At 45.9% G+C, this 13,508-nt stretch carries 10 protein-coding genes; 7 read left to right on the top strand and 3 right to left on the bottom strand.

Translation table 11 applies throughout. The annotated features are described in order from the left end of the window. Window positions 1–171 precede the first annotated feature (171 nt). The 3 genes from QMY49_RS01265 to hrpB form a co-directional block, all read right to left on the bottom strand. Window positions 172–2,490 carry a patatin-like phospholipase family protein gene (locus QMY49_RS01265; RefSeq protein WP_038897991.1) on the bottom strand — a complete coding sequence of 773 codons (2,319 nt, stop codon included), beginning with the start codon at window positions 2,488–2,490 and terminating at the stop codon, window positions 172–174. A gap of 87 nt (window positions 2,491–2,577) precedes the next feature. Further along, window positions 2,578–4,965, bottom strand: coding sequence for a penicillin-binding protein 1B (gene mrcB / locus QMY49_RS01260; protein ID WP_009698745.1), 2,388 nt, complete (start codon window positions 4,963–4,965; stop codon window positions 2,578–2,580). Then, on the bottom strand, window positions 4,958–7,426 hold the full coding sequence (gene hrpB, locus QMY49_RS01255) for an ATP-dependent helicase HrpB (protein ID WP_283312517.1): 2,469 nt from the start codon (window positions 7,424–7,426) through the stop codon (window positions 4,958–4,960). The genes mrcB and hrpB overlap by 8 nt, the downstream gene beginning before the upstream one ends. A gap of 66 nt (window positions 7,427–7,492) precedes the next feature. On the opposite strand from hrpB, the gene sfsA reads away from it, so the two are divergent. The 7 genes from sfsA (at window position 7,493) to panC (ending at window position 13,454) form a co-directional block, all read left to right on the top strand. Then, window positions 7,493–8,209 (top strand): DNA/RNA nuclease SfsA, encoded by a 717-nt coding sequence (gene sfsA / locus QMY49_RS01250; protein WP_283312515.1) that lies wholly within the window; start codon window positions 7,493–7,495, stop codon window positions 8,207–8,209. A gap of 136 nt (window positions 8,210–8,345) precedes the next feature. Further along, window positions 8,346–8,792 carry an RNA polymerase-binding protein DksA gene (gene dksA / locus QMY49_RS01245; protein WP_005439389.1) on the top strand — a complete coding sequence of 149 codons (447 nt, stop codon included), beginning with the start codon at window positions 8,346–8,348 and terminating at the stop codon, window positions 8,790–8,792. Window positions 8,793–8,905: 113 nt separating this feature from the next. Further along, window positions 8,906–9,790: a tRNA glutamyl-Q(34) synthetase GluQRS gene (gene gluQRS / locus QMY49_RS01240; protein WP_188014847.1), complete on the top strand. Its 885-nt coding sequence runs from the start codon at window positions 8,906–8,908 to the stop codon at window positions 9,788–9,790. Between the two features lie 81 nt (window positions 9,791–9,871). Beyond that, complete coding sequence (gene pcnB / locus QMY49_RS01235) at window positions 9,872–11,239, top strand: polynucleotide adenylyltransferase PcnB (protein ID WP_005446289.1); 1,368 nt, start codon at window positions 9,872–9,874, stop codon at window positions 11,237–11,239. After that, window positions 11,236–11,721 (top strand): 2-amino-4-hydroxy-6-hydroxymethyldihydropteridine diphosphokinase, encoded by a 486-nt coding sequence (folK, locus tag QMY49_RS01230; RefSeq protein WP_005446287.1) that lies wholly within the window; start codon window positions 11,236–11,238, stop codon window positions 11,719–11,721. The genes pcnB and folK overlap by 4 nt, the downstream gene beginning before the upstream one ends. Before the next feature lie 24 nt (window positions 11,722–11,745). Then, the gene (panB, locus tag QMY49_RS01225) at window positions 11,746–12,540 is read left to right on the top strand and encodes a 3-methyl-2-oxobutanoate hydroxymethyltransferase (protein ID WP_283312507.1); all 795 of its coding nucleotides are present in this window, start codon (window positions 11,746–11,748) and stop codon (window positions 12,538–12,540) included. Window positions 12,541–12,551: 11 nt separating this feature from the next. Continuing rightward, window positions 12,552–13,454: a pantoate--beta-alanine ligase gene (panC, locus tag QMY49_RS01220; RefSeq protein ID WP_283312505.1), complete on the top strand. Its 903-nt coding sequence runs from the start codon at window positions 12,552–12,554 to the stop codon at window positions 13,452–13,454. The last annotated feature ends 54 nt before the right edge of the window (window positions 13,455–13,508 follow it).

The following is a 13,508-nucleotide window of genomic DNA, read 5'->3' as shown; positions in this document are numbered from 1 at the left end:
TTCATTCAATTCTGATTGAGAAACAGCGCCGTAGAGGCCAAACTGTGGGCGAAAGGATAGCAAATTTAACCTTAAATTAAAATCTCATCATTTTGACCAACATAGCAACTTACGACTAAAGTCCTGTGAATTTCGGCTAAATATGCGGAGATTTTGCTGTCCTATTCCCGGTTATTTAAATGATGTTCCAACGATCAAGTACACAGCATCTAAATTCTGCTCTGTACGACCGTATGCCAACATAACGGGTCCTATTGGCGAATCAACACCAAAGAAAATTGATGCGGCATTGTACAGCGGTGCCTCATTCAGCTTGAGATCGTTATCCGACCAAACACCACCATGTTCAAGGGATGCACCAAGGTAAACTGGCGCTTCAAACAGCCCAAAATCGTTATCCATCCATTTATAACGATACACCAAACTGGTGTAGAATAAGTTTTGTCCAATCAGACTGTTACGAGGGATACCAGACAAATTTAAGAAACCACCTAGCTCTCTAGGGTCCAAAGGTACAAAAGAGTTTTTACTCTCAACAAAGCTGTATTCCGCTTGACCGACTAAAGTATGACGACTGTGAGTCACCGCCCCCTTAAAACGAGCGGTAATTTCATAAACCGTATCTTCAATACTGTTTTTTGCGTTTTCACCTCGGAGACCTTCTGGAGTTTTGTCGTGAGAAACAAGGTAGTCCAAGTCAATCAGCATGCCACGAGTCGGAAATGCAAAATCATCCAGTGTATCTAAGCGATAGTTGGCAAATAACCCCAGTCGCTCGTAATCTAAATTGCCCGCAGACTGAATGGTGGAGGCTTCTATCGTCCCTTTGGTATAACGACCACCAACTCGGAACTCTTGCCACAAGGTTGGTTGCACACCCGCTGCTAGCTCAGTAATAAACTCGGTGTAAGAAAATGGTAGGTAATCGTAAACTGAGCCGATATCCGGATTTTCAAACTCGTCATCGAGAGGTAAGTTCCGGTTTTCAGTGTTGTAATTGAGTTTTCCAGAAACAAACAATTCCTGACTCGAAAGCACTGGAGAGTACAACTCCGCTTCAATCAGTTTATCAGTGCCCATATCAACATTTAGAGTCAGTTCCGCACCGTGAGAGTTCAGATTGGTGAAGTTTGCTGACACGCCGATTCCGTACTGGCTGTCAGTGTTAAAGTCATCTTCTAGGAAGAAGCGAAAATTGAGGTAGTTCGGTCCCCATGACTTTTCGTTTACCTCAAAGACCAATAGATTAACGTCATCGATCTCTTCGAAGTGGTAAGTGATCAATTCAAAGCGATCCAGCGCATAAAGGTTTTCGACCGCTTTTTCGATTTCGTCTGTTTTTAATGGTCGCCCAGTATCAAGCTCTAGACGGTTAGTCAGCAACACATCGCTATAGTGCGTATTGTTCACCAATACAATCTGATCAACCACGCGCTGATCACCATATTCCAGATTTTTACGCGCATCTTGCTTGTGCTCAATGTACTTTTGGTACTCGGCATTCGACACACTCAAGCCTTTCAATTTGGACTCAAGACTCTTGGTGATCTCATAACCAGCCTGAAACGCATCGGGCATTTTATTGAACTCAACCGTCTCCATTTGCCCTACATTAGGACGAATATAAACATCATCTCCGCTTAGTGTTTCGGCTTGCTCTTGGGTACTACGACGAACAAGATAGTTAGAAAGCTGATCAGCAACGGTAAACAAACCGGTAAAGTCTTCTTTGCTTTTGTAGTCAGTACTGATATCCACCGCAATAACGATGTCGGCCCCCATAGCACGAGCGACATCTACGGGCATGTTATTGACCACACCGCCATCCACCAGCATATGACCATTTAGTTCATAAGGAGGGAGTGCGCCTGGAACAGACATACTTGCCATCATTGCATCAACAAGATAGCCGTTATCAAGCACCACTTCTTCCAATTCAACAATGTCAGTGGCGACTGAGCGGTATGGGATAGCAAGGTCATCGAAAGAGTCAAAACGACCAAGGTTACCTGTCGTTTCACGCAAAATACGAAGCATATTCTGCCCTTGAACGACACCAGTCGGTGAACGAACTTCACCAAACCTTAAGCCTAGATCTGTCGTGATTTGATAACGGTCTTCATATTCTTTGTCGCGGACGCGACGTTGGCTGCGGTCAACACGGTCTCGATAGCCGCTGTTCCAATCCACACTGTAGATAAAGCTTTCAATTTCATCCGCGCTCATGCCAGTTGCATATAAACCACCGACATAAGCGCCCATGCTAGTGCCGGTAATGATATCAACCGGAATATGCATCTCTTCAAGCGCCTTTAAAACCCCGATATGGGCAGCCCCTTTTGCACCACCACCAGCAAGCACGACAGCAATTTTAGGGCGAGGATGATCATCACTGATGTGTTTGGCAAAGGAAGGAGTGGCAATCAAAAAGGAGCAGACCCACAGTGCAATAAAACGCAACCATGAGCTTGAGATCGACTTTTTGAACATTCACTTCTTCCTTTATTGAATATTTAACACCTACTTGTACTAAGAATTGAACAACTGCACAAGTCAGTGATGGTGTTTTTGATGGTCTTACCAATCAAATAAATTATTCAACCAGTTCGACTTTTTCTCGCATTGTTGTTTGATTTGCCCAGTTTTGTCCCACACTGGCAATTTGTACTCACTACGACAATTGATTTCTAACGCGCCGTTCGCTGCTTTTTGGAAGCCAAGTGTCGTCACCTCTTTTGGCCAAGGTAGCTCCAACCTTTCAGGAATACGCTGTTTCAAGTATTCCGCGTAAACACGCAATGCACCGCTTGAACCTGTCAACTTGGTAGACTTATTGTCATCGCGCCCAAGCCAAATCGTGGTAACTTCACGCCCATCAATACCCACAAACCAACTGTCACGACTGTCGTTACTCGTACCCGTTTTTCCTGCTAGTGCTGCCCAAGCAAACTGACTTTGTAGGAATCGTCCTGTCCCTTGTGCGACACCTTGCTTCATAGCATAGGTCGTTAACCAAGCCGCTTGTTCATCTACTGCTGGGGCTGACCGAGGGAGAGATTGATAAAGCACATTGCCGTCCATATCGACAACCGAACGCAGCGCCGACAGCTTGGCACGCTTACCAGAGTTAGTCAGCGTTTGATACATTTGCGCTACTTCAAACGGTGTTAATGAAAATGAGCCCAAGAACATGGATGGCACAGGGCGAATTTCATTCTTATCAACACCAAGGCGTTCTAAGGTATTAGACACCTCTGGGATACCAAGCTGCATCCCCAAACGAACGGTTGGTACATTCAATGATTTTGCCAAGGCTAAATACAACGGAACATCACCACGAAACTTACGGTCAAAGTTGCGTGGCGACCAAACGGAGCCTTTGCTCCCCTTCAAACTCAGAGGCGTATCATGAAGCGTTGTCCCAAGGTTGTATTTTTCAGGTTGCTCCAATGCCGTCAGATAGATAGCAGGTTTAACCAATGACCCAATTGGACGACTGGCATTCAGTGCACGGTTAAAGCCTTCATACCCGACACGTTTACCGCCAACCATTGCGCGAATTTCACCGCTATGACGATCCACGGCAACAGCAGCCGCTTCAAGCTCCTTACCCGCACGTTTTGCCAGTTCAGGGACTTTCTTCGCAATGGCTTTTTCGAGTTTACTTTGCGATACAGGATCAAGAGAGGTAAATAAGCGTAATCCGGTTTCTGCTTTGAAGTTGTCACCCACCTTCTCTTTCAGTTCGATATTCAGTTGTTGGAAATACGCAGGCTGTCGACTAGCGATACGTGGCTTGCTTTGTGTATCAAGTGGACGACTCACCGCTTGTTCGTATTGCTGCGCAGTCAGCATGTCTTGTTGCATCAGTAGACGCAGTACTAAGTCACGACGCGTCTTAGTACGTTCTGGGTAGCGAATAGGGTTGTAGTAAGACGGTCCTTTTACCATCCCCACGAGCATTGCAAGCTGATCGATACGTAGCTCTTGGATAGGCTGACCGAAGTAATAGCGTGATGCCAAAGCGAAACCATGAATCGCATCACCACCGCTCTGACCCAAATATACCTCGTTGAGGTAAGCTTCCAGAATACGGTCTTTGCTGTAACGATAATCGAGAATTAATGCGATATACGCTTCACGCACCTTACGCCACAAGGTTTTATCACGAGTCAGGAACAAGTTTTTCGCCAACTGTTGAGTTAGCGTACTGCCGCCTTGTACGGTACGACCCGCTTTGATGTTCGCCACTAAAGCACGTGCAATGGCAAGTGGTGATACACCATCGTGTTGATAAAAGTCGCGATCTTCCGTCGCTAATAATGCATCAACTAAGATCTCCGGGAATTGATCGCGGCGTAAGAACAAACGTTGCTCATTTTGGTCTTTTTCCAGCATTCCCAACATCTTAGGTTCAATGCGTAAGTAGCCAAGATCACCTTTCGACTCTAAAGATTGAATACGTTGTAAGCCACTGCTTGAGAAATGCAACATCACATGACGATCAGGCTCTGGCCCGTCAGCAAATTCAAACGGACGACGAATCAGTTCAATACGCGTTGAAGAAGATGAATACTCACCTGGGTAACGAGGCTGGCTGACTTTACGGTAGTTCAGCACATCGAGTTCATTACGCATCTCTTTAATCGTAATGTTCTGTCCTGGGCTTAAATTGAGAATGCGGGCATAAACCACCGTAGGCAGATCAAACAACTGACCATCAAAGCGATCTTTAACCACACTATCTAGGTAAATACCGACAAACAATAACACCGCAGCCAAGGCAACGCCGGCTTTCCAACTGAACGACCAAATGACTTTAAGCCAAGAACGTTTACCATTGTTTGTTTTTTTCGCTGGTGATTTTCTTGGGCGTTTTGCGCCACTTTTCTTAGTCGTCGTTTTACTTGACGCGGTCTTCTTGGCTGGCGCTCGCTTTGCACCGGGCTTTTTAGTATCAGTCATTGTTCAATTGTCTTTTTGTTTTGGTTGTCGCTACATGCGTCACTGGATCGTCAGGCCAAACATGCTTAGGGTAACGACCTTTCATTTCTTTCTGTACTTCTTTGTAGCTTCCCACCCAGAATGCGGCGAGATCTGTCGTCACCTGAAGAGGGCGTTGTGCTGGAGAGAGTAATTCAAGCACCAGGCGCTTACGTCCCTGTGCCACAGTTGGTGAAGTACTTTCACCAAACACCTCTTGCATACGGACAGAAAGCACAGGCTCATGACCACACTGATAACGAATTCGCTTTTTCGAACCAGTTGGCAGGCGGTACTCTTCAGGCAACCACTCATCAATATGCTGATTCAACGGCCATCCCAATCGAGCATTTAGTGCTTCCACTAAATTTACCTTTGCCAAGTCTTTCACTGAGGCAACCGTACTCATGTATGGCTCTAACCACTCTTCTAAGCTCGCCAGCAAATCAACGTCATCAAAACTTGGCCAAGCCTGCTCTGGTAACCATTCCACTGCGCAGCGAATACGTTCTAGTAAATTCTCCGCTGCTGGTGTCCAGTTTAGACTTTGTAAGCCCTGACGGCGGACATAGGTGAGTAAAGCTTGTGTCATTTTTTCTTTGCCTGGGCTTGGCAAGGCATCCCGCTTGATAATCAAACGCCCAAGCTTAACTTGACGCTCAGCCATCAATCGACCTTTTTTCTCATCCCAATCAACCACATCATCTGTTGTAAAGAGATGCTCAAACACTTCTTCTAACTCATTGATATCTAGTTCACAAGCCAGATTAATTTGACTAGAGTTGGAATGCGATCGCATTAAATCAATCGCGATTAAGTAATCACAATCGCCTAAAGTTTCTTCTGGTCGGCACTCAGCACCATGTCCGTTGGACAATGTAAAACGCCCATGTTGATTCGAACGTTGCTGCGCGACACGATCAGGAAATGCAAGGCTTAATACTAACGGCAGTGCTCGCTCATCAACCTCTGATAGACTGAACATCGTATCCAGTTTAAGGGCGACGATTTGAGATCGCTTATGCAATATCGATTTTTTCGGATGTGTACCACTCACCCAACGATGTAAGCTGTGTGCGATATTCGTGATATTACGCTCTGGCTCTTCAATAAGAGCGACCGCAGCCAGTGCAGTGTTTAGCATTTTTACGTCATGTTGCTGTGCTTGAATTAGCATAGCTGCCGAGCGAGGTTCTACACCAAGCTCATGAGCAATTTTGCCCTCAGGAGTCAGTTGACCTTGCTCAGAAAGCAGCCCTAACACAATTAACAACTGCTTAGCTTGAGCAAGAGATGCCGCCGAAGGAGTGTTGAGCCATTTGAGCTCGGAAATATCTCCCGCTCCCCAAAAGGCTAACTCCATCACTAGGCTCGCTAAGTCTGAGTGCAGTATTTCTGGCTGTGGCACTTGTGGTTGCTGCTTAAATTGGCTTTCAGAGTAAAGGCGAACGCAAATCCCCTCTTCAATACGCCCTGCACGACCAGAACGTTGAATCGCAGACGATTGTGCCACTCGTACTTGCTCTAATCGCGTAAGCCCATTCTTCAAATCAAAACGCGCCACACGCTCTAATCCAGAATCAACAACTAGTCGAATACCTTCAATGGTCAAAGAAGTTTCGGCAATGTTAGTCGCGAGCACGACTTTGCGTTTATCTCCAGAAGCAGGAGCGATGGCTTTTTGCTGCTCGGCAAAGCTAAGTTGACCGTATAACGGACACACTTCTACGTTATCAGGTAGGTGTACTAAACGCTCTTGCACTTGCTTGATGGCACCAACACCCGGAAGAAAAGCAAGCAAAGAACCAGACTCTTTCTGAATTAAACTTTCTATTGTTTTTGCCATTGATGTCGGTAGGTGATCGTTGACTCCTAGCGGCAAGTAACGAGTCTCTACCTCAAAACTGCGACCTTGAGACTCTATATATGCCGCCTCTGGCAGCAAGGTTTGCAACGCACCTTGATCGAGCGTTGCCGACATCACAACAAGCTTTAAATCATCTCGTAATGCCTCTTGAACCTCCAAACTGAAAGCCAACGCGGTGTCTGCGTGAATGCTGCGCTCATGAAATTCATCAAAGATCAGTAAATCGATGCCGTTTAATTCAGGGTCACTTTGGATCATACGGGTCATGATCCCTTCAGTCACAATTTCAAGTTGCGTGTTTTTACTCACCTTCGTTTCACCACGAACTCGGTACCCAACACGTTCTCCAACTTGTTCACCTAACTGCTGCGCGAGATAACGAGCGATATTACGCGCCGCCAGACGTCGAGGCTCCAGCATCACGATTTTGCCTGTCACAGATTGTTTTTGTAGAAGTTGCAGTGGGAAGTACGTGGATTTACCAGCACCTGGTGCGGCTTTGAGGATCACTTGATGTTGATTTTTGACCGCCGTAAGTAATTGTGGCATCACGGCTTCAATCGGCAATTGTGACAAAGGAAATACCCTGTGGTGTAATGTTGGCAACATTGTACATAAAAACACTCTTGGCTAAATAAGCAAATGCAATTCGAACCCGCTCTAGAGTCAGCGACTCTGCTCAAACGCTACAAACGCTTTCTTGCCGATATCGAACTGGATAACGGTGAGATTCGAACAATTCACTGTGCGAACACTGGCGCAATGACAGGCTGTGCCACTCCGGGCAACAAAGTTTGGTACTCCACTTCCGATAACCCAAAGCGCAAATATCCGAACAGCTGGGAACTCAGTGAAACCGCACGAGGGCATCGGATCTGCATTAATACCACTCGCGCAAACCAATTAGCCGTAGAAGCAATTGAAAATAATGTCATTTCAGAGTTGTTGGGATATGACCAACTTCAAACTGAGGTGAAATATGGCAATGAAAATAGCCGAATTGATATCTTGCTCAGCGCAAGCGACAAATCAAAGTGTTATATAGAAGTGAAGAGCGTCACCCTACTTGATGAAGAAAGCTCATCAGGACAAGGTTATTTCCCTGATGCCGTGACTACCAGAGGGCAAAAGCACCTGAGAGAGCTCACAGAAATGGCACAAAATGGAAGTAGAGCCATACTTTTATTCACTGTTTTACATTCAGGTATTGAAAAAGTATCCGCGGCGCACCATATAGACGCGAAATATTCAACGTTACTAAAACAAGCACAAGACGCTGGAGTGGAAGTTCTCTGCTATAAAGCTGAGTTAAGCAACACTGAAATCAAACTAATCTCGGCGATTGAATTTATCAATTAAGAGAAAAAATGATGTCATCTTCACAATGATGATAAGTTTGCAATTCAGTAATTGCCTGCACCGCCTCTTTTTGCTATAGATACCCGCCTTAAATTGACTGCAAAGCAGTTGACTAGGTGTAAGTAGGAGATGCTGTATGCCAGAATCAAAGAAGAAAACGATAGGCATCCTAGCCATTGCCGGTGTGGAGCCATATCAGGAAAAGCCTGGTGAAGAATACATGTCACCAGAGCAGGTTGAACACTTTACAAAGATCTTAACAGCTTGGCGTAATCAGCTCAGGGAAGAAGTCGATCGCACTGTACACCACATGCAGGACGAAGCAGCAAACTTCCCAGATCCAGTTGACCGTGCTTCTCAAGAGGAAGAGTTCAGCTTAGAACTGCGTAACCGTGACCGTGAGCGTCGTCTGATCAAGAAGATCGAAAAGACTCTAGATAAAATCACTGAAGACGACTTTGGCTTCTGTGAATCTTGTGGCGTAGAGATCGGCGTTCGTCGCCTAGAAGCGCGTCCAACTGCAGACCTTTGTATTGACTGTAAAACACTTGCAGAGATCAAAGAGAAACAGATGCAAGGTTAATCAATCTGGCATTATGATTATTGAAAGGGAGCTCAGGCTCCCTTTTTGTTTTAGCTAACTTCGCAACGTCGAGTTTGTCGCTTTTTATACCCGTATAATTTCGAGATATACGCATGACACGCTATGTAGGTCGATTCGCCCCATCCCCTTCTGGTCCATTACATTTTGGTTCCCTCGTTGCTGCATTGGGCAGCTATTTCCAAGCGAAAGCTAACCAGGGTACTTGGCTCGTTCGTATTGAAGACCTTGATCCACCAAGAGAGATGCCAGGAGCGGCTGAGGCTATATTGAATGCGCTAAAAGCATATCAACTGCATTGGGATGGCGAAGTGGTCTATCAAAGTGACCGTCACAACCTTTATCAGACGCAAATTGATACTTGGTTAGAGAATGGTGACGCTTACTATTGCCAATGCACGCGCAAGCAAATCAAAGAGCATGGTGGTTATTATCCCGGCACTTGTCGCGACAAAGGCTTGAAAGAAGGCGCGATTCGCCTAAAAATGACCAAGCCCATCGCTAATTTTCTCGATCAGAAGCATGGCTTGATGACCATGCCTCCTGCGTTAGTAAATGAAGATTTCATTATTAAACGTCGAGATGGATTATTTGCCTATAATCTTGCGGTAGTATTAGATGACATTGACCAAGGGGTGACTGAAGTCGTCCGTGGAGCCGATTTAATTGAACCTACAGGTCGTCAAATCAGCTTGTACCAAATCCTTGGAAAACCAGAAGTTAGCTACTTACATTTGCCATTAGCGATGGATACTAATGGCAACAAGCTGTCGAAACAAAATCATGCGACAGCGATTGATGTCGATAATCCGAAGCCTGCTCTGCTGCACGCCATGACGTTTTTAGGCTTCCATATTCCAGAAGCCATTCAAGCCGCTAATGTAGATGAAATACTGCGTTGGGGATGTAAAAATTGGTGTTTAGAGCAGCTTCCAGCAGAGATCGAGATCACACCGAGATTCTCAAACGGCACTGCGTAGGCTATTATTAGCCGCAAAATTGGCCCTAGAGGCGTAAAAAACTAACCAAAGCAAGATTGGATTAAACCCAGTTATTGCCAGATGCACATGAATACAAACGACTATACAACAAGCGAATCTGCCATGATCCCAGAACTCGCTCTCAATGTAATTACTCGTGAAGAGCACAACATTTCGCGTAAGCAGATCAGTGACAATGCACTGAAGGTGCTATACCGACTAAACGGTGCCGGTTTCGATGCTTTTCTTGTGGGTGGCGGGGTTCGAGACTTACTGCTTGGACAGAAACCAAAAGACTTTGATATCGCAACCAACGCGACTCCAGAACAAATCAAGCAACTGTTTAGAAACTGCCGTTTGATTGGTCGTCGCTTCCGTCTCGCCCACATTATGTTTGGACGTGACATCATCGAAGTTGCGACTTTCCGCGGTCACCACCAAGAGCAAAAAAACAAGAACGTTTCACAGCAGTCTAAAGAAGGCATGCTGCTTCGTGACAATGTTTACGGCACGATTGATGAAGATGCAGAGCGCCGTGACTTCACGATTAACTCGATGTACTACAACATCGCAGACTACTCAATTCACGACTACGCGCGTGGTATTGAAGACCTAGAAGACCGCCTTGTTCGCCTGATCGGTGATCCAGAAACCCGCTATCGCGAAGACCCTGTGCGTATGCTGCGTGCGATTCGCTTTGCCGTGAAACTCGACTTCGACATCGAAGAAGACACCGCCGCACCAATTGAAGAGATGTCAACGCTACTACGCGACATCCCATCTGCGCGCCTGTTCGAAGAATCGTTAAAGCTGCTTCAATCAGGTCATGGTCTAGAGACCTATCACCTCCTGCGTGAGTACAACCTATTCCAACAGTTGTTCCCAGCAATTGCTGAGCACTTCACGGAAGAATACGAATCTCACACCGAGCAAATGCTCGATTTAGTGCTTGATTCAACCGACATGCGTATTGAAGAAGGCAAGCGCATTAACCCAGCATTCATGTTTGCTGCAATGCTGTGGTACCCGCTATGTGCGATGGCAGATAAGTTAATGGAACAGCGTAATCTGTGCCATTACGATGCCATCATGGAAGCGAGCAACATCATTCTTGATGACCAAGTTCGTACGATTGCTATTCCACGCCGTCATACCGCCACTATCCGTGAAATTTGGCAACTGCAATTACGTCTTCCTCGACGTAATGGTAAGCGTGCATTCCGCCTAATGGAGCTCAACAAATTTAGAGCTGGCTTTGATTTTCTTGAAATGCGCGGTGAAATTGAGGGTGGCGAGACTCAGAAGCTTGCCAAGTGGTGGGAAACTTTCCAAAATGCAGGCCGAGAAATGCGCCAAGCAATGGCAGGTGACCTTGATAGCCAAGCACCTAAAACCGGTCAACGCCGCCGCAAAACCTATCGCAAGAAAAAGAGTAAGCCAAAATCATGATCACAGCATACATTGCGGTAGGCAGTAACTTGGCTGATCCCGTCAGCCAAGCGAAACAAGCGATTGAGGCTCTAAAATCAATCCCAAACTCTGAGTTTGTGCAAGCCTCTTCGCTCTACAGCAGTACGCCGATGGGACCACAAAACCAACCGGATTACATCAATGCGGTTGTGGCGATAAAAACCAATTTGACGCCTCTTGAGCTACTCGATTGCACCCAAGCGATTGAGCAAGAACAAGGGCGTGTCCGTAAAGATGAACGTTGGGGACCAAGAACCTTGGATCTCGATATGATTCTTTACGGCAATGAGGTGATTGATTCCGAAAGACTGACAGTTCCACACTATGGAATGAGAGAGCGCGAGTTCGTACTCTACCCTCTTGCGGAAATTGCACCAAGTTTACAACTCCCAGACGGGACCGAGGTATCGTCACTACTTGAGCAAGTAGATCGTAACGGCCTCAGCATTTGGCAGTCATAGCCAACTCCTAGTGAGGAAAAAACAATGAAAAAAATGACCATTAACGACCTGATTAAGTGGAAGCAAGAAGGTCGTAAATTTGCCACTTCAACTGCATACGATGCGAGCTTTGCCCAACTTTTTGAAAGCCAAGAAATGCCTGTTTTATTAGTAGGTGACTCTCTAGGTATGGTTCTGCAAGGTAAATCAGACACGTTACCAGTTACTGTTGAAGATATCGCTTATCACACCCGCAGTGTACGCGCAGGCAGCCCAAACTGTCTATTGATGGCTGATATGCCATTCATGAGCTACGCAACGCCAGAGCAAGCGTGTGAGAACGCAGCAACGCTAATGCGTGCTGGTGCAAATATGGTAAAAATCGAGGGCGGCGACTGGTTAGTTGATACCGTTAAGATGCTAACTGAACGTGCTGTACCAGTATGTGCTCACCTTGGTCTAACCCCCCAATCAGTCAATATCTTTGGTGGTTACAAGGTGCAAGGCCGCGATCAAGAAAAAGCCGATCGTATGGTAAAAGACGCACTGGCACTGCAAGAAGCTGGTGCTCAAATTGTTTTACTAGAGTGTGTTCCTGCTGAATTAGCGGCTCGTATTACGCAAGTTCTTGATGTTCCAGTAATTGGTATTGGTGCAGGTAATGTGACAGATGGTCAAATTCTTGTAATGCACGATATGTTTGGAATTTCGGCGAACTACATGCCAAAATTCTCGAAAAACTTCCTTGCTGAAACAGGCGATATGCGCAAAGCCGTGGCTCAATACATGGCTGATGTTGAAAGCGGTGCATTCCCAGACGAAGCTCATACCATTGCCTAGAGGATAAATGCATGCAAACTTTTGCGGAAATCTCAGCGATTCGTGAACAAGTAAAAACCTTTAAGCGTGAAGGTCGTAAAGTGGCGTTTGTTCCAACTATGGGCAACCTCCATGAAGGTCACTTAACACTTGTTCGTAAAGCTCGCGAATACGCGGATATCGTTGTTGTAAGCATCTTTGTAAACCCGATGCAGTTTGACCGTGCAGACGATTTAAACAACTACCCTCGAACTCTAGAAGAAGATTTGAGCAAGCTAGGTGGTGAAGGCGTAGAAATCGTGTTCACACCAACACCTGAAATCATCTACCCAGAAGGCTTGGATAAACAAACGTTTGTTGATGTTCCTGGTCTATCTACCATTCTTGAAGGTGCTTCTCGCCCAGGTCATTTCCGTGGCGTTACTACCATCGTAAACAAGCTTTTCAACATCGTTCAACCTGATGTTGCGTGCTTTGGTGAAAAAGACTTCCAACAACTTGCCGTGATTCGCAAGATGGTTGAAGACTTGGCAATGGACATCGAGATTATTGGCGTACCAACAGTACGTGAGATGGACGGTCTTGCAATGAGCTCACGCAATGGTCTTTTGACGATTGATGAGCGTCAACGTGCACCAGTGCTAGCTCGTACAATGCGTTGGATTAGCAGCGCAATGCGTGGCGGTCGTGATGATTACGCATCAGTGATTGAAGACGCAAGCGATCAGCTTCGTGCAGCAGGTCTTCAACCAGATGAAATCTTCATCCGTGATGCTCGTACACTTCAAGCAATCACTGCAGAGACAACCCAAGCGGTAATCTTGATGTCAGCATTCTTAGGTAAAGCCCGCCTAATCGACAACCAAACGGTTGATATGGCAGTAGAAACCAAAGAAGATGAATCAAGCGAAGAAAGCTCAGCAAGCGCAGAGTAAATCTAAATCTTAAATAAAAAAGGTCGGCACTAAGCCGACCTTTTTTGTATCTAG

Source organism: Vibrio harveyi (genome assembly GCF_030060435.1).
GTDB classification, from domain to species: domain Bacteria; phylum Pseudomonadota; class Gammaproteobacteria; order Enterobacterales; family Vibrionaceae; genus Vibrio; species Vibrio harveyi.
This window is presented reverse-complemented; position numbering and strand designations above follow the sequence as displayed.

Bases quoted from the DNA above. Each gene is read 5' to 3' on its own strand.
- QMY49_RS01265 (WP_038897991.1), bottom strand. From the start codon at position 2,490: ATGTTCAAAAAGTCGATCTCAAGCTCATGGTTGCGTTTTATTGCACTG.
- mrcB (WP_009698745.1), bottom strand. From the start codon at position 4,965: ATGACTGATACTAAAAAGCCCGGTGCAAAGCGAGCGCCAGCCAAGAAG.
- sfsA (WP_283312515.1), top strand. From the start codon at position 7,493: ATGCAATTCGAACCCGCTCTAGAGTCAGCGACTCTGCTCAAACGCTAC.
- dksA (WP_005439389.1), top strand. From the start codon at position 8,346: ATGCCAGAATCAAAGAAGAAAACGATAGGCATCCTAGCCATTGCCGGT.
- gluQRS (WP_188014847.1), top strand. From the start codon at position 8,906: ATGACACGCTATGTAGGTCGATTCGCCCCATCCCCTTCTGGTCCATTA.
- pcnB (WP_005446289.1), top strand. From the start codon at position 9,872: ATGCACATGAATACAAACGACTATACAACAAGCGAATCTGCCATGATC.
- folK (WP_005446287.1), top strand. From the start codon at position 11,236: ATGATCACAGCATACATTGCGGTAGGCAGTAACTTGGCTGATCCCGTC.
- panB (WP_283312507.1), top strand. From the start codon at position 11,746: ATGAAAAAAATGACCATTAACGACCTGATTAAGTGGAAGCAAGAAGGT.
- panC (WP_283312505.1), top strand. From the start codon at position 12,552: ATGCAAACTTTTGCGGAAATCTCAGCGATTCGTGAACAAGTAAAAACC.